Below are 21,092 nucleotides of genomic sequence, written 5' to 3' on the forward strand. Positions count from 1 at the left end.
GTTGGCTCAGCGGCGCACGGCGACGGCGACGGTCGCGACGGTCAGGCCGACCGTCAGCCAGGCCGCGCCGGCGAGCCGGGTCAGCATGCTCGACAGCCGCTCGGCGTCGACGGCGTCGCCCCAGTCCTCCTGGCGCACCAGACGATGGCCGAGGCCGAACGCGATGTAGGTGCCGCTCATGACGACCAGGAAGGCGAGGGCGAGCTTCCAGGCGAGGTGGGCGCCGAAGCTCGCGAAGTACGTCGCGCCGAGCGCCTGCTTGTAGGCCGTGATGCTCCAGGCGCCCGTCATCACCATGACGCCGAGCAGCGCGATCGCGAGCGGGTCGTAGACGCGCAGCGCGCGCGCGACGAGGCTGCGGCGCGCGGCCGGATCGGCCGTTCGCCGGGCGCGCGGCACCGTGAACAGCGCGAGGCCCGCCGTCGACCCGAGGAAGGCCCCCGTGGCGATCAGGTGCAGCCAGAAGAGCACCTCTTCCGGGTAGCCAAAAGCCGGCGGGCGCGAAAGGGTGGCGGTTGCGTGGGCGGAACGCGGCTGCTTGTAAAGGTAGGATCGGAGCAACGCCATGAAGCCCACCAAGGAGACCTTCGATTCCGCCCGTGCGCTGCACCTCGGACGCGCGGCGGCCTACCAGCGCGGCGAGCTGAACGACGCGCAGTTCCGCCCGATCCGCCTGTCGTACGGCCTCTACTACCAGCTCGACCACACGAGCTACATGCAGCGGATCAAGCTGCCCGGCGGGCTGATGACCGCCGAGCAGATCGAGGTGCTGGCCGGCATCACCGACGACTACGGGCGCGGCGTGACCCACGTCACGACCCGCCAGGACCTGCAGATCCACTGGGTGCCGCTCGAGAAGATCGGGGACATCTACGAGCGCCTCGAGGCCGTCGGCATCACGACGCGCGGCGCGTGCTCCGACAGCGTGCGCAACGTGACGGCGTGTCCGTTCGCCGGCGTGTCGCCCGACGAGCTGTTCGACGTGACGCCGTACGCGCTCGCGATCCACGACTGGTTCCTGTTCAACCCGCTGAACCTGACGCTGCCGCGCAAGTTCAAGATCGCCGTCGAGGGCTGCCCGCTCGACTGCGCGCAGGCGACGATCAACGACATCGGGCTCTACGCGCGCGAGAAGGACGGCGTGCGTGGCTTCTCGGTGTGGGCCGGCGGCGGCCTCGGCGCCGCGCCGTTCCTCGCGGTGCCGGTGATCGACTTCGCGCCGGCGGACGACGTGCTGATCGTCTGCGAGGCGATCGTGCGCATCCAGCACCGCTCCGGCGAGCGCAAGCTGCGTCACAAGGCGCGCATGAAGTTCCTCGTGAAGAAGCTCGGCATCGAGCGCTTCCGCGAGATGGTGCACGCCGAGGTGGCCAAGGTGGACGCGGAGCGCGGCGACGAGCTGCGCGAGGACGTGCGCACGGCGGTGCGCGAGTACCGCACGCCGCGTCCGGGCAAGCCTGCGCCGGGCGGTGAGCAGCGTCCGACCTTCGCGGCGTGGGCGGCGACCAACGCGCCGGCCGAGCGTGATCCGAACTACGTGTCGGCGGTCGTCGCGCTGCCGCTCGGCGACATCACCGGCGACGAGCTGCGCGCGATCGGACGTCTGGCCGCCGAGTACGGCAACGGCACCGTGCGGGCGACCAACGACCAGAACCTGGTGCTGCAGTCGGTGCACCGCGACTCGCTGCCGCGCGTGCACGCGGCGCTCGAGGACCTCGGGCTCGCCGAGCGCGGCGCGTTCCTGCTGACCGACGTCGTCTCGTGCCCCGGTCTCGACTACTGCAGCCTCGCCGTGTCGCGCTCGATGGGCGTCGCCGAGAAGGTGCGCAGCGAGCTCGCGCGCGGAGAGGTCGACGCCGAGGCGCTGGGCCAGTTCCACGTCAAGATCAGCGGCTGCCCGAACTCCTGCGGCCAGCATCACATCGGCGACATCGGGCTCACCGGCATGATGGTGAAGGGCGAGGACGGCGTCGAGCGCCCGCACTACTCGATCCTGGTGGGCGGCGGCGTCGGCGAGGGCCGCACGCGGATCGGCAAGCGTCTGTTCGGCCGCTTCCCGGAGGACGAGGCGCCGCGCGTGATCGTCGCGCTCGCGCGCCTCTTCGAGAAGGATCGGATCCCTGGCGAGCGCTTCGGCGAGTTCGTCGACCGCGTCGGCACCGACGCGCTCGATCGAGTCGCGCAGGAGACGATCAGCGGTGCGGTCCGGTGACCTCGACGACGAGTCGAGCACGAGCGACGCGCCGGTAGGCTCGAGCTCCGGGGAGCTGTACTACCGCGGCACGGTGATCCGCTGGTCGCGCGGGCTGCAGCAGGGCGTGGTGCGCAGCGACGCGACCGGACGCGAGATCCCGTTCGAGCTGCAGCACACGCTCGTGCTCGACGGCAAGGGCAACGTCGGCGGCGTCGAGATCCGCGAAGGGCTCGCGGTCGGCTACGACGTCGGCTGGACGTCGCGCGGCCTGCGGGTGACGAAGCTCTTCCCGATCCCGACCGCCGAGGCGCGCTCAGAGCGGTAGCCCGGTCCGGAACGTGAAGTAGCGGCCGAGGAACTCGCCCACGAGCACCGCCAGCGTCGCGATGTAGAAGAGCCCGGTCGCGGCCATCGTCTGCGGGATGGCGAGCACGCGGCGGATCATCGCGGCGATGACCAGCGCCGCGAACGGACCCAGCACGAGGCGCAGCACGAGCAGCTCGAAGTGCGCGTCGAGCGCCGCGACGCCGGTGACGGCGCTGCCGGTGAGCAGCAGCCCGAACAGGATCGCCGCGAGCGCCCCGATCTCGACCCACAGCGTGCCGACGAAGTAGCGGAAGCAGCGGTGGAAGGGCTCGATCTCCATGCCGGGATCGATCAGGTACCAGTGCCCGATCAGCATGCCGGTGGTGACCGCGCCGAGCGCCGCCGCCGATGCGAGCGTGCTGAGCGTCGCGATGACGTGCAGCACCGGTCCGCCAAGAGTGAACAGGCTCCACGCGCTCGCCGCGAGCGCCGCCATTCCGATGAGCAGCGAGGCGGCGTAGAGCCGCGCGCGCAGCGCCATCGCCTCACCCCACAGGGTCGCCATGTAGAGCGCGAGCAAGACGACGAAGACGACCCACAAGAGCGCCTCGAGCGGACCGACGCCGCTCGCCGTGCGCGTCAGCCAGAGGTAGACCGTGCCGCCGCCGCCGACCAAGGCCGCGGTGAGGAACACGCCCGCGCTCGACTTGTAGAAGCCGCGCTCGATCTCGTGAAACGGCGGCACCGCGAGCGACAGCAGACCGCCCACCGCGAGCTGGCAGAAGACGAGCAGGAAGCAGCGCGCGAAGAGCGTCATCGGCGCGCGGATGCGGCTCGCGTTTGATGGCCTGCGAGGCCCGTGCGATCGTGGTGGGCTGAGTTCGCGAAAGGAGTGGACCCCGCATGAATCATGTCGGGCTGCTTTACCGGATCACCACCTGTCTCGGCATCCTCGTTCTGATCACCGGCTGCGGCGGCTCGGACGCCGACGAGATCGAGGCGCTGCGCCGCGAGGTCGGCGAGGTCAAGCAGGCGCAGGAGGAGCTGAAGAGATCGCTCGCCGAGCTGCAGAACACGGTCGCCAACCTGCCGGGCGCGAAGTTCCTCGCGAACGCCAAGGCGGCGCAGTCGGGCGGAACGCAGGCCGCGGCGGCGAAGCCACCGGGAGCCCAGGCTCCGGCTGCTGCGCCGGCGCCGGCGCAGCAGGCCGCCGCGCAGAGCCCCGACGGCAGCAAGCGCGAGGCGGTCCGCCTGATCCCGATCGGCATGGCGCCCCGCAAGGGCAGCGAGTTTGCGCCCATCGTCGTCGTCCAGTTCGCCGACTTCCAGTGCCCGGACTGCAAGGCCGCGGTGAAGCTGTCCGACGAGCTGGTCGCCGCCTACCCGCGCGAGGTGCAGTTCGTCTTCAAGCACAACCCGCTGCCGCGGCACCGCGACGCCGAGCGCGCCGCCAAGGCGGCGTGGGCGGCGCACCAGCAGGGCAAGTTCTGGGAGATGCACGACGCGATCTTCGCGGGCGACATCGAGCGCATCGACGACGAGATGCTGCGCCGCTACGCGCAGCAGATCGGCCTCGACATGGCGCGCTTCGAGACCGACATGGCGTCGCCTGCGGCGGATCAGGCGGTCAAGGCCGACCGCAGGCTGGCGCTCGCGATGAAGGTCGGCGGCGTCCCGGTGTACTACGTCAACGGCCGTCGGGTGCTCGACCGCTCCCCGGCGGGCGTCCGCGCCAAGGTCGAGGAGCAGATCGCGCAGCGGAAGCAGCAGCCCGCGTCCTGAGCGCCGCTCGCCGGCGCGTGTGGCCCCGGAACGTGCGAAAATCCGGCGCGTTTCGGCTGCGTCGCCTAACGGATCGTGCTAGCGTCTCCGATATCGCGGAAGCAGGGGGTGTCCGATGGGCAAGCGGGTCGAGTCGCACGGGAAGGGCGTCGTCAAGCTGATCGCGGTCTGCCTGTGCGGCATTCTGGGGACGGCGGTGGCGGTGTCGCTCGCGGACGCGCGGATGGTCGAGGCGGTGCCCGACTCCGCGGTGGTCTCGACCTCCACGGTGGTCGAGACCCGCGTGGTGGAACCCGTACCCGACTCCACCGAGGACAGCTCGTTCTCGGCCTACGGTCCGCCGATCGGCCTCAACGAGGTGCCCCCGGAGGAGGACGCGTTCGCAGCCCATCGTCCGATCGCGCCCGAGCCCTGGAACCGCGCCGTGAGCCTCGACCTCAGCCTGGGCTCGCTGCTCATCAACACGGTCTTCTTCCCGGTGAAGCTCGCCGTCGGCATCGTCGGTGCCGAGATCGGCGGCCTCGCGGGCGCGATGAACGGTGGCGATCAGGAAGCGGCGCGTGGCGTGTGGAACGTCACCACCGACGGCTCGTACTTCGTCACGCCGGCGGCGCTCGACGGACGCGAGCAGTTCACGCTCGGCAGCGACGCTCCCTGAGCGGGTCTCAGGTCGCGCTCGTCTCGACCTCGATCCCTAGCGTCACGAGCGCTTCGAGCAGTCCTGCGCGGTAGCTCGGCCAGCGTAGCGCGCTCGCGGCCCACCACTCGTCGTCCGCCTCCGCGGCGACGGCGACGCCGAACGGCCCGTCGAGCCGCTCGGTGAAGACCAGCAGGTCGCCCGACGCGGTGTCCTCGAGCAGTGCGCCGCGCAGGTCGGCGGTGTCGCGCACCAGCGCCACCTCCGAGCCGCAGCCGAGGAACGACGGCGAGAGCGCGAGCGGCTCGGGTAGCCCCGAATCCGCGTCCTCCGGGGCTCCGGACGCTGGCCCGATGCCGGTTTCGCCGAACGCCGCAAGCTCCTTGGCGAGGTCCTCGGGGTGGACCAGCACCTCGCCCTCGCGCGCGCGTCGCCGCACCGCGCGGGCGACGTAGACCCGCGGCGGCAGCTCGTCCGGACGGACGAGCCCCGCGAACACCTCGAGCGCGAGATCGGCGGCGCGGCGTGGCTCGTGATCGGCGACGGCGCGGCGCAGCTCGCTCGCGGCGCCGTCGCGCAGCGCGGCGTCGATCGCGTCCTCGAGACGGCTCGCGAGCGACCGCAGGTGGTCGCAGTCTTCCTCGTTGGGGCGGCTCGTGTCGCCGTCGCGCAGCGCCCGGCGCACGCCGTTTCCGCGCCGTAGCGCTTCTCCGAGGATCTCGTCGGCCAGCGCCGCGGTGCGTTGCAATCGGTTCGCGATCGCGTGGCGATCGATCACCTGCTGCAGCAGATCGGCGAACGCTTCGTCGCGCTCGTGTACGGGCATGCTGCGAGCGTAGCAGGCGGACGCACCGTCCGCGCCCGGCTTTACGCCTTTCCGAGCGGACTGCTAGAGATCGACTTCGTCATGCCTCGCACCGTGCGTCGGACCACCATTCCCGAGGTTCTCGAGGTCGCGCTCGAGCTCGAGCGCAAGACCATGGAGCTCTACGCGGAGTTCGTCCGGCTGTTCCGGGACGACGAAGAGCTGCGCCAGTTCTGGTTCAACATGGCCCGCCACGAGGCGGGACACTGCGGCGCGCTCATGCTGGTCGAGTGCATTCTGCGCAACGACCCCGATCTCGGCGGCGAGACCAAGGTGCTGTTCGACACCTCGACCGGCATCCGCTTGCGCTCGCTGCTCGCGGGGTACCGCCGCGAGCTGCGTCGTGGGATCACGCGCGAGCGGGCGTTCGAGATGGCGGTCGACCTCGAGAGCTCGGAGCTCGAGGACGTCGTCGTCGACCTGTTGCAGGTGGTGCAGGATCCGAGCTGGCGCGATCAGGCCGTCAAGATGTTGATTCACGACCTGAGCGACATGAGCTACATGATCGAGCGCCACACCAAGGACGAGCGCCTGCTGGCGCGCGCCGATGCGCTCGTCGAGCGTCGCATCGGTCGCACCGGCACGACGAGCGCCGCGGCGAACCGGGCCGCAGCGCGACGCGCGGGGAGCGGCAGCTCCCGCCGACGCTGATCCGCGACCGACGCCGATCAGCTGGGACGACGAGCCAAGCCCGCGCGTGGTCGGCGCCGAGCGCGGCGTCCGCCGAGCGACGCGTCCGACGATCGTCGCGACGCGCTTGCGTTCCGGGTCTTGAACCCCGTTCGCGCCGACTTAGTTTTTGACGCGATGGAACCGCAAGTCACGGAGCGCGACGTCGCGATGCTTTTGCTGAACGAGGACGCGCTGCTCGCTCTGGGCGCCGTGCTCGGCTGGAAGGCGAGGGCAGCGCTCGAGGGCTCGTTGCGAGACGAGGATCTCGCACGCGCCGCCGGAACGCTGCCCGCCTAACCCATTCGGGCGCGGCGCTCAGCTGTCCGAGCGCGGCCCGTTGGTCTGATCGCGCGGCGTCGGCTCGACGAAGATTCCGTGGTTGCTGGCGAGACGCGCGATGGTCGCGCGAGCGAGCTTGCTCGGCTCGGAGTGACCATTCTCCCAACGGTTGACCGTGCTCACGGTGATACCCAGGGCGTGTGCGAACTCCTCCTGGGTCATCGAAAGCTTGTTGCGCATGTCCCGAATGGAAAGTCCCGTGCTCTTCGACATCGTGGAAATTGCCTCCTGATCCACCCTCACGGGCGGCTCTTCCCGGTGGACGCGCCTGGGCAGCTGTTTGTTCAAACGCCACGGCGAATCCGCACGCGTTTCCCGAAAGCAATCGACGTGCCCCTGGGCACGCGAAAAGACCCGGATTTTGCGTGGGTCGGAAGGGGCCGCGGCGCGACGCGAGCGACAATCGAGTGACGCGCTAAGGCGTTTCTCGACGCTGCCGTAGCGCTCGCGACGCGGTGCGCTCGTGGATTCTCCTTGCGCGGCGAGCGCGAGACCTCGGGTCCACGTGGCGACGCGAGGCCACGGCTGGCGCCCGCACGTCCCGCTCGCTACCTCGTGCGGAGGGGAACGCGGGGTGCGGGGTTCAAGGGACGGTACGACTCGAGCTCACGGCGGCATGGCAGAAACGAGCACGCCGGGCGCCAATCACGCGACGGCCACGGCGCTGGCGCGCGCCAACGTCGCCCTGGTGAAGTACTGGGGCAAGCGTGACGAGAAGCGGAACCTGCCCGCCGTCGGCAGCATCTCGTTGACGCTCGACGGCCTCAAGGCCGTCGCCAGCGTGACGCTCGCGAGCCCGGGGACGCGTCCCCGGTTCCGCCACGGCGGCGCCGAGGTGACGGGTGTCGCCGGCGAGCGGATGGCGCGCTTTCTCGATCGACTGACCGGCGAGAGCGCGAAGGTCGAAGCCTGCGTCGACGTCGAGGCGAGCTTTCCGGTCGGCGCCGGGCTCGCGTCGTCAGCGGCGATCTACTGCGCCGTCACCGCGGCGACGCTGTCGGCGCTCGACCGTCGCGTCGACCTCGTGACGCTGTCCGGCCTCGCGCGCGAGGGATCCGGCTCCGCCGCGCGCTCGGTGTTCGGCGGCTTCGTCGAGTGGCGCCGCGGCGAGGCCGAGGACGGCAGCGACTCGACGGCCTACCAGCTCCTGCCCGAGTCGGCCTGGGACGTCGCGATGCTGGTCGCGATCACCAGCGAGGCGATGAAGCGCACGGCGTCGCGCGACGCGATGGCGCACGTCGCCGCGACCTCGCCGCTCTACCGCGGCTGGCTCGACGCGCAGGAAGAGGACCTCGCCGCGATGCGGCGTGCGATCGCCGAGCGCGACCTCGAGACGGTCGGCCGGATCGCCGAGGAGAACTGCCTGCGCATGCACGCGACGTCGTTCGCCGCGCGGCCGCCGGTCTTCTTCTGGTCGCCTGCGACGCTCGCCGCGATGGACGCGGTGCGGCGCACGCGCGACGAGGGCATCGGCTGCTGGTTCACGATCGACGCCGGGCCGCAGGTGAAGGTGCTGTGCGCCGCGCGCGACGCCGACGCCGTCGCCGAGCGTCTGCGCGCCGTGCCCGGGGTGCTGCGCGTCCTGCGCTGCGCGCCCGGAGCGGGCGTGGAGATGAAGCAGGGCGCCGCTCCATGGAGGTGACGGTGTCGGCGCCGGGAAAGCTGTTCGTGACCGGCGAGTACGGCGTGGTCGCGGGCGGCCCCGCTGTCGTCGCGGCGGTGTCGCGGCGCTTGCGCGTGCGGGCACGCGCGCGTCGCGGATCCGGCCACGTGTACGTGCGCCGCGGCGCGGAGTCCGTCCGCTGCTCGTTCGCGACCGAGCGCTTCGACGATCTTCCCGCCGACGTGCGCTTCGTCGCCGGCGCCGCCGTCGTCGCGGCGCGGACGCTCGAGCTGCGCGAGGTCGACGTCGAGATCGACACCGAGAGCGAGCTCGATCGGGGCACGGAGAAGACCGGGCTGGGCGGCAGCGCCGCGGTCAGCGCCGCGACGGTGGCGGCGCTGCACGCGCTCGCCGGGCGTCGCCTCGACGACGAGCGTGGCGCGCGCGAGCGCGCCGCCACCGCGGTGTACGCGCACCGTCTGGTTCAGGGCGGCGGCTCGGGCGCGGACGTCGTCTGCTGCACCGTGGGCGGCCTCGTCTGGACCGCGGGGCTCGACGGACGCGACGTGCCGCGCGACGTGAGCGACTGCGTGCGACGCGTGCGCGAGACGCCGCCGCCGCGCTTCACCCACCTCACGCTTCCGAATGAGTTCGCGCTCGAGATGGTCGCGACCGGCACCGCGTGCGCGACCGGACCGCGCGTCGCGCGCTTCGTCGCGAAGCTCTCGGAAGACGAGACGAGCGCCGCGTCGCTCCGCGCCTGGACGGCCGGCATGGCGGCGGCGGTCGACGCTTTCCGCGACGGCTGCGCGAGCGGCGATCCCGCGCGAGTGCTCGGGGCGCTGCACGCCGCTGGGCGGCTGCTCGAGCGGCTCGGTGCGGTCACGTCGATCCGGATCTTCAATCCAGCATTGCGCCGCGCGAGCGCCGTCGGGCGTGCGCTCGGCGCGGTCGTGAAGCCGTCGGGAGCCGGCGGCGGCGACTGCGCGATCGCGATCGTGCCGGACGGCCTGCGCGAGCGTCTGCGCGCCGCCTGGCGCGAGGCCGGTTTGCAGCCGCTCGACGCGACGCTCGACACCGACGGCGCACGGCTCGAGGAGACACGATGAGACATCGCGGCGAGGCGAAGGCGGTCGCGCACGACGACGTGGCGGCGCGCAAGCAATCGCACCTCGACCTGTGCATACGCGAGGACGTCGAGGCGGCGGAGAAGAGCACGCTGTTCGAGCAGGTCGAGCTGGTGCACGACGCGCTCCCCGATCTCGCGGTCGACGACATCGACCTGCGCACCCGCTGGCTCGGCAAGGAGCTCGCGGCGCCGCTGGTCATCACCGGGATGACCGGCGGCACCGAGGAAGCGTTCGCGGTCAACCGCGACCTCGCGCGCATCGCCGAGGAGACGCGCATCGCGTTCGGTCTCGGTAGCCAGCGCGCGATGCACAAGCGACCCGAGTCGGCGTGGACGTACCGGATTCGCGAGTTCGCGCCGACGACCGTGCTGCTCGCCAACATCGGCCTCGCGCAGGCGCGGGAGATGACCGCGAAGGAGCTCGAGCCGCTGATCGCCGCGATCTCCGCGGACGCGCTCTGCCTCCACCTGAACGTCGCGCAGGAGCTGATCCAGCCCGAGGGCGACCGCGACTTCCGCGACGGCACGCGGACCTTCCGCCGCCTGTGTCGCGAGCTCGAGGTCCCGATCGTCGCCAAGGAAACGGGCTGCGGCGTGTCGCGCGAGGTGGCGCTCCGCCTGCGCGCGGCGGGCGTCAAGCACATCGACGTGTCGGGCGCCGGCGGGACATCGTGGGTGCGCATCGAGGCGCTGCGCACGCCGCGGGGCTCGAGCCTCGGCGACCTGTACCGCGACTGGGGCATCCCGACGGCGGCGAGCCTGCTGCAGCTGCGCGGGATCGGCGTGCAGACGATCGCGAGCGGCGGCATCCGCGACGGCCTCGACGCGGCGAAGGCGATCGCGCTCGGTGCGAGCCTGGTCGGCTTCGCGCTGCCGGTCTACCAGGCGTACCGCGAGGGCGGGGCGGAGGCGGCGCGCGCCTTCATCGACGGCGTGATCGCGGGGCTGCGCATGGCCATGCTGCTCACGGGCAGCCGCACGCTCGCGGATCTGCGTCGCGCGCCGACGGTCATCGGTCCGACGCTCGAGCGCTGGCAACCCGGTCGCCGCCCGCTGAGACGGAGGAGAGGATCGTGAGCGATCGTCGCGAGTCGCGCATTCCTGGATTTCACAGCCTGCCGGTCGCCGAGCGTCAAGCATTGATCTCGAGGGTCGCCGGGCTCACCGACGAGGAGCGGGCGTCGCTGCTCTCCGAGGCGCCGTTGCCGCTCGCGACGGCGGCGAGGCTCACCGAGAACACGATCGGCGTCTACGCCCTGCCGCTCGGCGTGGCGCTGAACTTCGTGGTCAACGGACGCGACGTGCTCGTGCCGATGGTCACCGAGGAGCCGTCGGTGATCGCCGCGGCGAGCAACGCGGCGCGGCTCGCGCGCGGCGGTGGCGGCTTCGTCGCCGAGTCCGACCCGCCGTGCATGATCGCCCAGATCCAGCTCGTCGACGTGTCGGATCCGGAGGCTGCGTGCGAGCGCCTGCGCGAGGCCACTGCGCGGATCTGCGCGCGCGTCGACGAGGTCGAGCCCGGCATGGCGAGGCGCGGCGGCGGCGCGCGCGGCGTCGAGGCGCGCGTGATCGAGGCGCCGCTCGGGCGCACCTTCGTCGTCGTGCATTTGCTGGTCGAGGTCGGGGACGCGATGGGCGCGAACGCGATCAACACGATCGCCGAGAAGACCGCGCCGCTCGTCGCCGAGATCGCCGGCGGGACGCCGCACCTGCGCATCCTGTCGAACCTCACCGATCGCCGGAAGGCGCGCGCGACGGTGCGCTACCGGCACGCCGACCTCGAGATGCCGGGACGCTCCGGGGCGGAGGTCGCGGCCGCGGTCGAGCTCGCGAGCCTGTTCGCCGAGGCGGATCCGTACCGCGCGGCGACGCACAACAAGGGCATCATGAACGGCATCGACGCGGTCGCGCTCGCGACGGGCAACGACTGGCGCGCGCTCGAGGCCGGCGCCCACGCGTACGCGTCGCGCGACGGACACTACGGCGCGCTCGCGACCTGGCGCGTCGAGGGGGACGCGCTCGTGGGCCGGATCGAGCTGCCGCTCGCGGTCGGCACGGTCGGCGCCACCGTCGACGGCAACCCGCGCGCACGCCTCGCGCTCAAGCTTCTCGGTGTCCGTGGGGCGCGCGAGCTCGCGGAGATCATGGCCGCGGTCGGTCTCGCGCAGAACTTCGCCGCGCTGCGCGCGCTCGCGACCGAGGGCATCCAGAAGGGTCACATGTCGCGTCACGCGCGTGCGGTCGCGACCGCGGCCGGCGCGGCTCCCGACGAGGTCGAGGCGATCGCCGAGGCGCTGATCGCGTCGGGCGAGATCAAGATCGAGCGCGCCCGTCAGCTGCTCGCCGCGCGTGCCGGGCGGAGCGGCGCATCCGCGGCGCGCCCCACGTCGTGAGCGAGCGCGACGCCGCCGTCCCGCCGCTGCGGCTCGCCAGCGCTGCGGCGTCGGGCAAGGTGATCCTGCTCGGCGAGCACGTCGTCGTGCACGGGCAGCCGGCGATCGTCGCGGCCGTCGAGCGCGGCGTGCGCGTGACCGTCGCGCCGCGCGCGGCGGACGAGCCGACGCTGCCGCCGGATCTCGCCGACCCGCGGCTCCACTCTGCGGTCGAGCTCGCGGCGCGCTGCTGCGGCGTCGCGCCGGACGCGCTGCGGATCGAGGTCGAGGGCGATCTCCCGGTCGCGATGGGGCTCGGCAGCTCGGCGGCGCTCGCGGTGGCGCTGCTGCGCGCGCTCGCGGCGAGCGTCGACCACGAGCTCGCCGACGAGGCCGTCGCGCGCCACGCGCACGAGATCGAGAAGCTCTTTCACGGCACGCCGTCCGGCGTCGACAGCACGGCTGCGACCTACGGCGGCGTGCTCTGGTTCGAGATCGGACGCGGCGGCGAGCCACCGCGACACGAGCGCCTCGCGCTCCCCGAGCCGCTGCCGCTGCTCGTCCTCCTGTCGCACACGCCGCACACGACGGCGAGCACGGTCGGCAGCCTGCGCCAGCGCGCGGCCGACGCGCCCGAGGTCTACCAGCCGGTGTTCGCGGCGGTCGGCGCGCTCGTCGCGTCGGCGCGCGACGCGCTGCTGCGCGGCGACCGCAAGCGGCTCGGCGAGCTGATGACGATGAACCACGGCCTGCTGCGCGCGTGCGGCGTCTCGACGGCGGAGCTCGACGCGCTGGTCGACGATGCGCTCGCCGCCGGCGCGCTCGGCGCGAAGCTCACCGGGGCGGGCGGCGGCGGCGCGATCATCGCGCTGCCCCCGGACGACGGCGAAGCGCTGCTCGCGGCGCTGCGCGCCCGCGGCCACGACGGCTTCATCGCGCGGCTCGGCGTCGCTCCCGACTTGGCGGTCTGCTAGAGGCGGCACGATGGCGGCCAAGGCGAGCGGGCAAGCGAACGTCGCGCGCGAGAGGAAGGTTGCGCCCTCGACGTGGGTGCTGATCGCCGTCGTCGCCGCGACGCTGCTGCTCCTGCACACCGGCTACACGACCGGGGAGTGGCGCGGCGTGATCGTGACCGAGGTGCAGATCGCCGTCGTCGGCTTCGTCACCTGGCTCGCGGTGCGCGCGTCCGAGCGCTGACCCGCTCGCGCACGGCGGACGTCCCGACGCGCGAGCTCAGGCCGCGCCGTGGCGGCGCGCCAGCTCCTCCATCCGCTCCGCCAGCTCGAAGTCGCGCGCCGAGATGCCGCTCGCGTCGTGCGTCGTGAGGTCGACGCGCACGGTGCCGTAGACGTTGAACCACTCGGGGTGGTGGTTCATCCGCTCGGCGACGAGCGCCACGGCGGCCATGAAGCCGAAGGCCGCGACGAAGTCGGGAAAGCGGTACTCGCGGTGCAGCTTGCCGCCCTCGAGCGTCCAGCCGGAAAGCGTCTTCAGCCGGCGCTCGACCTCGGCCGCATCCAGCTTCTGCAGCGCCATCTCGTCACCTCCAACGAAAGCTCGCCTCGAGCCGTAGCGCTTCGCTTGACCGTTCTCCATCGACGCGGCTAACCGGGGGCGATGAAGAGCACGCTCACGCGCCTCGTTCTCGTCGTCTGCTGTGCGGCGCTCGCCGCCGCGTGCTCGGACCGCTCGTCGTCGAGCACGGGCACGCTTCGCGTCGGTGTGGCGGCGGTGCCGATCACGCCGTGCGGCGACCATCCGGAGTGGGACGGTCCGGTCACCGCAACCGGCGTCTGGGGCGAGCTCTACGACGACCTGAACGGCAACGGGCGCTACGACGTCGGCGAGCCGTTCACCGACGACCCACGCAACGACGCGCTCGATCCGCAGTCGCGCGGCAAGTACGACGGCACCTACATGGCAGGCTTCGGCGCGGACCGGATCGCGCTCGGCTGCCACGACGATCTCTGGGCGCGCAGCATCGTGCTCGACGACGGGACGACGCGTCTCGCGCTGACCTCGGTCGATCTCGTCGGGACGCTCAAGCACGGCAGCTACTACGGCTTCGCGCACGCCGAGGCGATGGTCGATCCGGCGCTCGGCATCACGCACTTCGTGCACGCGAGCACGCACAACCACCAGGGACCGGACGCGATCGGGCTGTGGGGGCCGGACACGCTGATCGACGGCAAGTTTCCGCTTTACCTCGCGTTCGTCGACCGCCAGGTGGCGCGCGCGATCTCGCTGGCCGCGTCGAATCTGCAGCCGGTCGAGCGCGTGCGCGCGTTCCGCACGGACGCGACGCAGAGCCCGGAGCTCAAGGGCCTGCAGGTGCGGACCGGCTGCCGCCCGCCCTGGATCTTCGACGACGAGCTGCGCGCGCTGGCGTTCGACGGCGCGGACGGAACGATCGCGACGCTGCTCAACTGGGGCACGCACCCCGAGTCGCTCGAGAGCGAGAACGAGCTCATCACCTCGGATTTCCCGCACTACATCCGCGACGAGGTCGAGCGCCGCGTCGGCGGCACGGCGGTGTACTTCTCCGCGGACCTTGGCGCCGCGGAGATCGTCGGCGACACCTGCGTCGGCGGCGCCGACGCGCGCAATCCGGACGGCACGAACGAGTTCGACACGCGCGACGACATCGGCTTCCCGCGCACCGAGCGCATCGGACGCCTGGTCGGCGACGTGATCGCGCGCGGGCTCGAGAGCGCGCAGACGGTCGAGGTCGCGAGCGTCACGGTGCGCAGCTCGATCAAGCGCGCGGCGTCGTCGAACGCGACCTTCGAGCTCGGACGCTCGGTCGGCCTCCTCGACCTCGACCCGGAGATCTACGACCCCGCGAACTGCCCCGGCGCGACCGGCCTGTGCGGCATCCTCGAGCAGAACGCGATCACGCTCGCCGACGCCGCCGGCGCGCCGCAGGTGCAGATCGTGACCGTTCCCGGCGAGGTCTTCCCCGAGCTCTACCTCGGCGTCGCGACCCACCGTCGCACCGATTGCCCGGCGGCGGACACCGGGCGTCCCGCGGAGCCGGCGATCCGCGACGCGATGGACGCTCCGTTCAAGCTCGTGCTCGGGCTCTCGCCGGACGAGCTCGGCTACATCGTGCCCGGCTACGACTTCTACCCGGCGAACCTGTTCGACGAGGCGGTCGATCCGTGCGACGGCCGCGAGTACGACACGCGCTACCCGCGCCGTCGGGTGCCGACGCACTACCACGAGGTGCTGTCGGTCGGCGTCGAGGCGGCGAGCTACGTGACCTGCACGGCCGTCGAGCTGCTGCGCGGTCCGGGCGCGGTGGCCGACGAGCCGGCGTGCGCGGCGCTGCCTTGAGCGCGCGTCGAGCAACACGCGCCGCCGTCGCGATCGTCGTGATCCTCGCGGTCGTCGCGCTTGCCGCGGCGCTCGGCGACGCGCACCTGCGCCCGAGCGGGGCCTCGAGCCTGGTCGGCATGCTGCAGGCCGCGGACGGCGTCGTGCTGGCGCGCTCGGTCGAGGCGACGCGCGCGCGCGACCCGCAGCACGCGTCGACGCCGTTCCTCGCGCGCGACACGATCGCCGGCGAGGGACCGAGCGGCGGCTTCGTCCTCGAGCAGGAGGCGCCGCTGCTGCGCTACGCGGCGCTGGCCGACGCGATCGTGCTCGTGCGCCGGACGTCGCACGACAGCGGCACGCGCTGGCTCTCGGTGCAGCCGGCCGGCGCGGGCATCGTGCTGGACGGTCCGGAGGTCGGGGAGGCGACGCGCGCGGTGCTGCGCGATCTGTTCGCGGCGGTGCATCCGACGGCCGGGGCGGAGCCCGACGTCGGTCGTGCCGCCGACGCGCTGGTGCGCGCGCTGTCGCTGCCCGAGCGCAAGCTGCGTGCGCTCGCGCTGCTCGACGTCGCGGCGCTCGCCGCCGAGCCCGATCACTTCACGCCCGCGCAGGCCGAGCGTCTCGCGCGCTACGGGGACGCGCCGGGCGACGATCCGCAGCTCGCGCCGCAGGTGCGCGACATCGGCAATCGCATCGTGGCGCGCCTGAAGGGCAAGACCGGAGCGGCGCCGACGAACGCCGGGGGAGGGCAACCATGACGACGGAGGAGCGCGCGTCGCAGAGCCGTACGGAGACGATCGCCGTCGAGGCAGGACATCGCCTGCTGCGCTGGTGGCCGCCGAAGGAGCCGGCACACGCGAGCCTCGTGATCGTGCACGGCTACGCGGAGCACGGCGGGCGCTACGAGAAGGTCGGCGCGCAGCTCGCTGGCGCGGGCGTCGCGGCGTGGGCGATGGACCTGCTCGGGCACGGCGCGTCGAGCGGCGAGCGCGCGAGCGTGCCGTCGCTCGATGCGCTGGTCCGCGACGCGTCGCTGCTTCTCGAGCGCGCGCGTGCGGCGCGTCCGGCGCTGGCCCTCTTCGTGCTCGGGCACAGCATGGGCGGCCTCGTCGCGACGGCGCTCGCGCTCGAGCGTCAGGGCGAGCTCGCGGGGCTGATCCTCTCCGGCGCGGCGGTCGGCGACCCGTCGGCCCTCGAGCCGCTGCTCGACCTCGACCCGCTGCCGGAGGTGGTGCTCTCCTCGGAGCTGCTGTCGCGCGATCCGCGGGTCGCGGAGGACTACGATCGCGACCCGCTCAACTACCGCGGGCCGTTCAAGCGCGAGACGCTGCGCGCGCTCACCTCGGGCGCGCGCGCGGTGCGGGCGCGCTTCCCCGAGCTGACGCTGCCGCTGCTCGTGCTGCACGGCGGCGACGACCAGCTCGTCGTGCCGCAGGCGAGCGAGGACCTGTACGCGGGCGCCGCGTCGTCGGACAAGCGGCTCGAGATCCTGCCCGGGCTGCGCCACGAGATCCTGAACGAGCCCGAGGGGCCGGAGCTCACGGGCCGCATCGCCGCCTGGATCGCCGAGCGCGCGCGCTGACGAGCCGCCGCGCGCGCGGCTTCTGCCCGCGCCGACGGGCGCGGATGGTGCGTGGATCGGTGGTACGGCGTCTGCTACGGGTCGAAGGATGACGCTTGCAGCCAGAGGCGTCTCCCGCACTCGATGAGCACAGCCACGGACACCCAAGCGGCCGCGCAGGACGCCGCCGAATCCACGGAAAACCGGCTGCCGTTCGACGCCCTTCCGCTGCCGGAACCGGTGCGTGCCGGCATCCGCAAGGCCGGCTTCACGCACGCGACGCCGATCCAGGCGAAGATCCTGCCGCTCTCGCTCGCCGGACGCGACGTCGCGGGTCAGGCCCAGACCGGCACGGGCAAGACGGCCGCCTTCCTGATCACGGTCTTCACGCGCCTCCTCGAGCACGGCAAGCCGCGCAAGCCCGCCGCGCCGCGCGCGCTCGTGATCGCTCCGACCCGCGAGCTCGCCGTGCAGATCGCCAAGGACGCGGAGGTGCTCGGCTCCGAGTGCGGCTTCGTCATCCAGGCCGTCTACGGCGGCGTGGATTACAAGAAGCAGCGCGAGAACCTGCGGCAGGACGTCGACCTGCTGGTCGGCACCCCGGGGCGTCTGATCGACTACTGGAAGCAGGGCGTCTACCGGCTCAACGCCGTCGAGGTCCTGGTCATCGACGAAGCCGACCGCATGTTCGACATGGGCTTCATCAAGGACCTGCGCTTCCTGCTGCGGCGCTGCACCCCGGTCGAGCAGCGTCAGTCCATGCTGTTCTCGGCGACTCTGTCCCACGACGTGATGGAGCTCGCCTACATGTTCATGAACGACGCGGTGAAGGTCGAGGTGAACCCCGAGCAGGTCACCGCCGAGCGCGTCGAGCACAAACTCTACCACGTCGGCAAGCACGAGAAGCTCGGCTTGCTGTTCGGCCTCCTGCAGCGCGAGGGCGCCGAGCGCACGCTGATCTTCGTCAACATGCGCCGCACCGCCGACCAGCTCTGTCGCACGCTCGCCGCGAACGGCATCGAGGCGGAGCAGATCACCGGCGACATCGACCAGCGCAAGCGTCTCAAGATCCTCGAGGACTTCCGCGAGGGACGCCTGCCGATCCTGATCGCGACCGACGTCGCGTCGCGCGGCCTGCACATCGACGGCGTGACGCACGTCATCAACTACGACCTGCCGCTCGACCCCGAGGATTACGTCCACCGCGTCGGTCGCACGGCGCGCGCCGGGGCTTCGGGCAAGGCGATCTCGCTCGCGTGCGAGGACTACGTCGAGGGCCTCGAGGCGATCGAGAAGCTGATCGGCTTCAAGCTGCCGTACGACTTCCCCGACGACGACATGCTGGTGCCCTACAAGGAGCCGCCGCGGCAGCCGCGTCGGCGCTCGGAGGACGGCGGCCGCGGCGAGCGGCGCGGGCGTGAGCGTGGCGGACGTCGCGACGAGCGACGCGAGCCGCGTCCGGCCGCAGTCGAGAGCGAGGCCGCGGCGCCGGCCGCCGAGGGCACCGAGGCCGCACCCGCAGCGGCGGGCGAGGGCGCAGCGGCGCCGCGCAAGCGCCGTCGTCGGCGTCGGCGCGCAAAGGGGCAGGCTGCCGCCGGCACGACCGAGGCGACCGGCGCGACGGCCACGGCCGAGACCGGAGCCGCCACGGCCGCGACGGGCGACGGCGAGAGCGCTGCGGCGAGCGGCGAGACGTCGGCCGCGGCGACGGGTGGCGAGGGCGCCGCGAAGCCGGGCCGACGGCGTCGGCGCCGGCGCCGTGGACGGCGCGGCGGCGCGCGCGACAACGGCTCGGCGGGCGCGGAAGCCTCGGCGAGCGGCGCAGCCTCGACGGGCGAAGGCGAAGCCTCGACGGCGAGCGGCACCGCGAGCGCCGGCGACGCGTCGTCCGGCGGCGACGCCGCGCGTGGCGCTGAGAGCGCGTCCGGCGGCGAGAGCTCGGCCCCCGATGCCGGCGATCATGCCTCGCACGAGAGCTGACGCGTGCAGAACGGACGCGCCGCGACCTGCCGCGCTCGCCGCGGCCTCGGCAGCGCAGCCGTAGCGTGCGAGGGGCGCGCCGCACCGCGGTCGCGCGCCCGCGCGTCCGCCGCCGTCTCGTGCTCGCCGGTGGCGGTCACAGCCACGTGCACGTGCTGCGCATGCTGGCGCGCAGCCCGCTCGACGACGTCGAGGTGATCGTCGTCAGCCCGCGGCGCACGGCGGTCTACACTGGCATGATCCCGGGCTGGCTCGCGCAGCTCTACACCGACGAGGACGTGCACATCGACGTCGCCGCGCTCGCCGCGCGCGCGGGCGCCGCGTTCCTGCCGGATCGGGTGTGCGCGCTCGACCCCGCGCGACGCACGATCGAGCTCGAGCAGCGCGGAGCCCTGCCGTACGACGTGCTGTCGCTCGACGTCGGCGCGCGACCGGCGGGGACGGAGGACGTCCAGCGCTTCGCGCACGTCGTGCCGATCAAGCCGATCGAGAACGCTGCCGAGCGCCTGAGCCGCTTCGTCGAGCACGCGCTCGACGCAGGACGCGCGTCCGCGGCCGTCGTCGGTGGCGGGGCGGGCGGCGTCGAGATCGCGTTCGCGCTGCGCAGCCGCCTGCCGGAGCGGAGCCGCTTCGCGGTCACGCTGCTCGAACGCGACGCCGCGGTGCCCTCGGGCGCGTGCGCGCGCGCGCAGCGACTCGTCGCGCGCCTCGCACCGCGCTACGGCATCGAGCTGCGAACGAACGTCGGCGCCGTCGAGCCGTGCGAGGGAGGTGTGCGTCTCGCCGATGGAAGCGTGCTCGCCGCCGACCTCGTCGTCTGGGCGACCGGCGCCGAGGGGCTGCCGTTCGTCGCCGCCTCGGGCCTCGCCTGCGACGAGCGTGGCTTTCTCGTGACCGACGACGAGCTGCGCTCGGTCGACGAGCCTTCCGTGTTCGCCACCGGCGACTGCGGCGTCCTGCGCAGCGCGCCCTGGGTGCCGCGGGCGGGCGTGCACGCCGTCCGTCAGGGACCGGTGCTGACGCACAACCTCGTCGTCGCCGCGACCGGGCGCGGACGCCTGCGACGCTACCGCCCGCAAGAGAAGTTCTTGACGCTGCTCTCGACCGGCGACCGCCGCGCGCTGCTGAACCGCGGCAGGTGGGCCTCGCACGGACGTCGCTGGTGGTGGCTCAAGGACTGGATCGACCGCCGCTTCGTCGAGAAGCACGCGCCGCCGCGGGCGTCGGCGCTGCGGCCGCCGCCGCACGACGGGATGATGGAGATGGAGCCGTGCGGCGGCTGCGCCGCGAAGCTCGGCGCGGAGGTGCTCGGCTACGTCCTGCGCGATCTGCCGCCCGAAGCGCACGCTGCGGTGGCGATCGGGCTCGACGCGCCCGACGACGCCGCCGTGCTGCGCCACGACGGCGCGCGCGACGTCGTCACCACCGTCGACCTGTTCCCGCCGTTTCTCGCCGACCTGCGCACGGTCGGCGAGATCGCGGCGGTCAACGCGGCGAGCGACGTGTTCGCGATGGGCGGCGAGCCGACGGCGGCGCTCGCGCTGGTCGCGCTGCCCGACGGCGACGCGCGCGCCGCCGCGTCCGAGCTGCGTCAGGTGCTCGACGGCGCGCGCGACGCCTTCGCCCGCATGGGCGTCGCGCTCGCGGGCGGGCACACGCTGCTCGCGCCCGCGCGGCTCGTCGGCTTCTCGGTGCACGGCACGGTCGCTCGTGACGGCGCGCTGACCAAGGGCGGCGCGCGTCCCGGCGACCTGCTGCTGCTCACCAAGCCGCTCGGCACCGCGGTGATCCTCGCCGCGGCGCGCGCCGGCGAGTGTCCGGCTCGTTGGGTCGATGCGGCGCTCGCCGCGATGCGCGAGGACAACGGCGCCGCGTCGCGTGCGCTGCGCGCGGCGGGCGTGCGCTGCTGCACGGACGTGAGCGGCTTCGGCCTCGTCGGACACCTGCGCGAGATCCTGCGCGCGAGCGGCGTCGGCGCGACGCTGTGGCTCGACGCGCTGCCGCCGCTGCCGGGCGCGCTCGAGCTGCTCGCGCTCGGCTGGCGGTCGAGCGCGCACGACGCGACGCGCGCGCTGCTCGCCGACGCCGTGCTCGAGGACGCTGCGCGCGCCCCCGAGCGCGGCGCGCGCCTCGAGCTCGCGTGCGACCCGCAGACCTCGGGCGGTCTGCTCGCGGCCGTGCCGCCGAGCGCGCTCGATCGGGTGACGACCGAGCTCGCGCGCGCGAGCGTCTGCGCAGCCGTGGTCGGCGAGCTGAACGGCGAGCGCGGCGTGTTGCGCATCGCAGCGAGCGCGCAACCGGTTGCGGCCCCGAAGCAGAGATTGTAGCGAGCGA

22 protein-coding genes are annotated in these 21,092 nt (G+C 73.0%); 17 read left to right on the forward strand and 5 right to left on the reverse strand.

Going from position 1 to position 21,092, the window contains the following annotated elements; genetic code table 11:
* Positions 1–6: 6 nt before the first annotated feature.
* On the reverse strand, positions 7–471 hold the full coding sequence (locus VIS07_16860) for a hypothetical protein (protein ID HEY8517181.1): 465 nt from the start codon (positions 469–471) through the stop codon (positions 7–9).
* Positions 472–565: 94 nt separating this feature from the next.
* Here VIS07_16860 and VIS07_16865 point away from each other — a divergent pair, with 94 nt between their 5' ends.
* Both VIS07_16865 and VIS07_16870 read left to right on the forward strand, forming a co-directional pair.
* Positions 566–2,212 carry a nitrite/sulfite reductase gene (locus tag VIS07_16865; protein HEY8517182.1) on the forward strand — a complete coding sequence of 549 codons (1,647 nt, stop codon included), beginning with the start codon at positions 566–568 and terminating at the stop codon, positions 2,210–2,212.
* Positions 2,199–2,519, forward strand: a complete 321-nt coding sequence (locus VIS07_16870; GenBank protein ID HEY8517183.1) for a hypothetical protein — start codon at positions 2,199–2,201, stop codon at positions 2,517–2,519. The genes VIS07_16865 and VIS07_16870 overlap by 14 nt, the downstream gene beginning before the upstream one ends.
* Here the strand turns inward: VIS07_16870 and VIS07_16875 are convergent.
* A complete protein-coding gene (locus VIS07_16875; GenBank protein HEY8517184.1) occupies positions 2,508–3,317 on the reverse strand; it encodes a hypothetical protein in 810 nt (269 codons plus the stop codon). The genes VIS07_16870 and VIS07_16875 overlap by 12 nt on opposite strands.
* Positions 3,318–3,403: 86 nt before the next feature.
* Here VIS07_16875 and VIS07_16880 point away from each other — a divergent pair, with 86 nt between their 5' ends.
* Positions 3,404–4,282 carry a DsbA family protein gene (locus VIS07_16880; GenBank protein ID HEY8517185.1) on the forward strand — a complete coding sequence of 293 codons (879 nt, stop codon included), beginning with the start codon at positions 3,404–3,406 and terminating at the stop codon, positions 4,280–4,282.
* Between the two features lie 115 nt (positions 4,283–4,397).
* Positions 4,398–4,940, forward strand: a complete 543-nt coding sequence (locus VIS07_16885; protein ID HEY8517186.1) for a hypothetical protein — start codon at positions 4,398–4,400, stop codon at positions 4,938–4,940.
* Positions 4,941–4,947: 7 nt separating this feature from the next.
* Here the strand turns inward: VIS07_16885 and VIS07_16890 are convergent, their stop codons facing one another.
* Positions 4,948–5,745 (reverse strand): hypothetical protein, encoded by a 798-nt coding sequence (locus tag VIS07_16890; GenBank protein HEY8517187.1) that lies wholly within the window; start codon positions 5,743–5,745, stop codon positions 4,948–4,950.
* Between the two features lie 81 nt (positions 5,746–5,826).
* Between VIS07_16890 and VIS07_16895 the strand changes: the two genes are divergently transcribed.
* Both VIS07_16895 and VIS07_16900 read left to right on the forward strand, forming a co-directional pair.
* A complete protein-coding gene (locus VIS07_16895; protein ID HEY8517188.1) occupies positions 5,827–6,435 on the forward strand; it encodes a hypothetical protein in 609 nt (202 codons plus the stop codon).
* A gap of 156 nt (positions 6,436–6,591) precedes the next feature.
* Positions 6,592–6,753 carry a hypothetical protein gene (locus tag VIS07_16900; GenBank protein ID HEY8517189.1) on the forward strand — a complete coding sequence of 54 codons (162 nt, stop codon included), beginning with the start codon at positions 6,592–6,594 and terminating at the stop codon, positions 6,751–6,753.
* A gap of 18 nt (positions 6,754–6,771) precedes the next feature.
* On the opposite strand, the gene VIS07_16905 is transcribed toward VIS07_16900, so the two are convergent.
* The gene (locus tag VIS07_16905) at positions 6,772–7,038 is read right to left on the reverse strand and encodes a helix-turn-helix transcriptional regulator (GenBank protein ID HEY8517190.1); all 267 of its coding nucleotides are present in this window, start codon (positions 7,036–7,038) and stop codon (positions 6,772–6,774) included.
* A gap of 373 nt (positions 7,039–7,411) precedes the next feature.
* Between VIS07_16905 and mvaD the strand changes: the two genes are divergently transcribed.
* Genes mvaD through VIS07_16935 form a run of 6 tightly spaced genes read left to right on the forward strand, consistent with a single transcriptional unit; the run spans position 7,412 to position 13,096 of the window.
* Entirely contained in the window at positions 7,412–8,437 is a 1,026-nt protein-coding gene (gene mvaD, locus VIS07_16910) for a diphosphomevalonate decarboxylase (protein HEY8517191.1), read from the forward strand.
* 2 nt (positions 8,438–8,439) lie between these two features.
* The gene (locus VIS07_16915; protein ID HEY8517192.1) at positions 8,440–9,507 is read left to right on the forward strand and encodes a hypothetical protein; all 1,068 of its coding nucleotides are present in this window, start codon (positions 8,440–8,442) and stop codon (positions 9,505–9,507) included.
* Positions 9,504–10,604, forward strand: a complete 1,101-nt coding sequence (fni, locus tag VIS07_16920; protein ID HEY8517193.1) for a type 2 isopentenyl-diphosphate Delta-isomerase — start codon at positions 9,504–9,506, stop codon at positions 10,602–10,604. Before VIS07_16915 ends, fni begins: the two co-directional genes overlap by 4 nt.
* Entirely contained in the window at positions 10,601–11,920 is a 1,320-nt protein-coding gene (locus VIS07_16925; protein ID HEY8517194.1) for a hydroxymethylglutaryl-CoA reductase, degradative, read from the forward strand. Before fni ends, VIS07_16925 begins: the two co-directional genes overlap by 4 nt.
* Positions 11,917–12,873 (forward strand): mevalonate kinase, encoded by a 957-nt coding sequence (gene mvk / locus VIS07_16930; GenBank protein HEY8517195.1) that lies wholly within the window; start codon positions 11,917–11,919, stop codon positions 12,871–12,873. Before VIS07_16925 ends, mvk begins: the two co-directional genes overlap by 4 nt.
* Before the next feature lie 10 nt (positions 12,874–12,883).
* A complete protein-coding gene (locus tag VIS07_16935) occupies positions 12,884–13,096 on the forward strand; it encodes a hypothetical protein (GenBank protein ID HEY8517196.1) in 213 nt (70 codons plus the stop codon).
* 36 nt (positions 13,097–13,132) lie between these two features.
* On the opposite strand, the gene VIS07_16940 is transcribed toward VIS07_16935, so the two are convergent.
* Positions 13,133–13,435: a 4a-hydroxytetrahydrobiopterin dehydratase gene (locus VIS07_16940; GenBank protein ID HEY8517197.1), complete on the reverse strand. Its 303-nt coding sequence runs from the start codon at positions 13,433–13,435 to the stop codon at positions 13,133–13,135.
* Between the two features lie 81 nt (positions 13,436–13,516).
* On the opposite strand from VIS07_16940, the gene VIS07_16945 reads away from it, so the two are divergent.
* The 5 genes from VIS07_16945 (at position 13,517) to selD (ending at position 21,085) form a co-directional block, all read left to right on the forward strand.
* A complete protein-coding gene (locus VIS07_16945) occupies positions 13,517–15,235 on the forward strand; it encodes a hypothetical protein (protein HEY8517198.1) in 1,719 nt (572 codons plus the stop codon).
* A complete protein-coding gene (locus VIS07_16950) occupies positions 15,232–15,975 on the forward strand; it encodes a hypothetical protein (GenBank protein HEY8517199.1) in 744 nt (247 codons plus the stop codon). The genes VIS07_16945 and VIS07_16950 overlap by 4 nt, the downstream gene beginning before the upstream one ends.
* Positions 15,972–16,799, forward strand: a complete 828-nt coding sequence (locus VIS07_16955; protein HEY8517200.1) for a lysophospholipase — start codon at positions 15,972–15,974, stop codon at positions 16,797–16,799. Before VIS07_16950 ends, VIS07_16955 begins: the two co-directional genes overlap by 4 nt.
* Before the next feature lie 123 nt (positions 16,800–16,922).
* Entirely contained in the window at positions 16,923–18,758 is a 1,836-nt protein-coding gene (locus tag VIS07_16960) for a DEAD/DEAH box helicase (protein HEY8517201.1), read from the forward strand.
* Between the two features lie 65 nt (positions 18,759–18,823).
* Positions 18,824–21,085, forward strand: a complete 2,262-nt coding sequence (gene selD, locus VIS07_16965) for a selenide, water dikinase SelD (GenBank protein ID HEY8517202.1) — start codon at positions 18,824–18,826, stop codon at positions 21,083–21,085.
* Positions 21,086–21,092 lie beyond the last annotated feature (7 nt).

The sequence above is a fragment of the Candidatus Binatia bacterium genome (genome assembly GCA_036563615.1).
In the GTDB taxonomy this organism is placed as follows: Bacteria; Desulfobacterota; Binatia; order UBA12015; family UBA12015; genus DATCMB01.

Excerpts from the sequence above, each read along its gene's own strand:
- VIS07_16865 (HEY8517182.1), top strand. The coding sequence starts at position 566 with ATGAAGCCCACCAAGGAGACCTTCGATTCCGCCCGTGCGCTGCACCTC.
- VIS07_16875 (HEY8517184.1), bottom strand. The coding sequence starts at position 3,317 with ATGACGCTCTTCGCGCGCTGCTTCCTGCTCGTCTTCTGCCAGCTCGCG.
- VIS07_16880 (HEY8517185.1), top strand. The coding sequence starts at position 3,404 with ATGAATCATGTCGGGCTGCTTTACCGGATCACCACCTGTCTCGGCATC.
- VIS07_16885 (HEY8517186.1), top strand. The coding sequence starts at position 4,398 with ATGGGCAAGCGGGTCGAGTCGCACGGGAAGGGCGTCGTCAAGCTGATC.
- VIS07_16890 (HEY8517187.1), bottom strand. The coding sequence starts at position 5,745 with ATGCCCGTACACGAGCGCGACGAAGCGTTCGCCGATCTGCTGCAGCAG.
- VIS07_16895 (HEY8517188.1), top strand. The coding sequence starts at position 5,827 with ATGCCTCGCACCGTGCGTCGGACCACCATTCCCGAGGTTCTCGAGGTC.
- VIS07_16900 (HEY8517189.1), top strand. The coding sequence starts at position 6,592 with ATGGAACCGCAAGTCACGGAGCGCGACGTCGCGATGCTTTTGCTGAAC.
- mvaD (HEY8517191.1), top strand. The coding sequence starts at position 7,412 with ATGGCAGAAACGAGCACGCCGGGCGCCAATCACGCGACGGCCACGGCG.
- fni (HEY8517193.1), top strand. The coding sequence starts at position 9,504 with ATGAGACATCGCGGCGAGGCGAAGGCGGTCGCGCACGACGACGTGGCG.
- VIS07_16935 (HEY8517196.1), top strand. The coding sequence starts at position 12,884 with ATGGCGGCCAAGGCGAGCGGGCAAGCGAACGTCGCGCGCGAGAGGAAG.
- VIS07_16940 (HEY8517197.1), bottom strand. The coding sequence starts at position 13,435 with ATGGCGCTGCAGAAGCTGGATGCGGCCGAGGTCGAGCGCCGGCTGAAG.
- VIS07_16945 (HEY8517198.1), top strand. The coding sequence starts at position 13,517 with ATGAAGAGCACGCTCACGCGCCTCGTTCTCGTCGTCTGCTGTGCGGCG.
- VIS07_16955 (HEY8517200.1), top strand. The coding sequence starts at position 15,972 with ATGACGACGGAGGAGCGCGCGTCGCAGAGCCGTACGGAGACGATCGCC.
- VIS07_16960 (HEY8517201.1), top strand. The coding sequence starts at position 16,923 with ATGAGCACAGCCACGGACACCCAAGCGGCCGCGCAGGACGCCGCCGAA.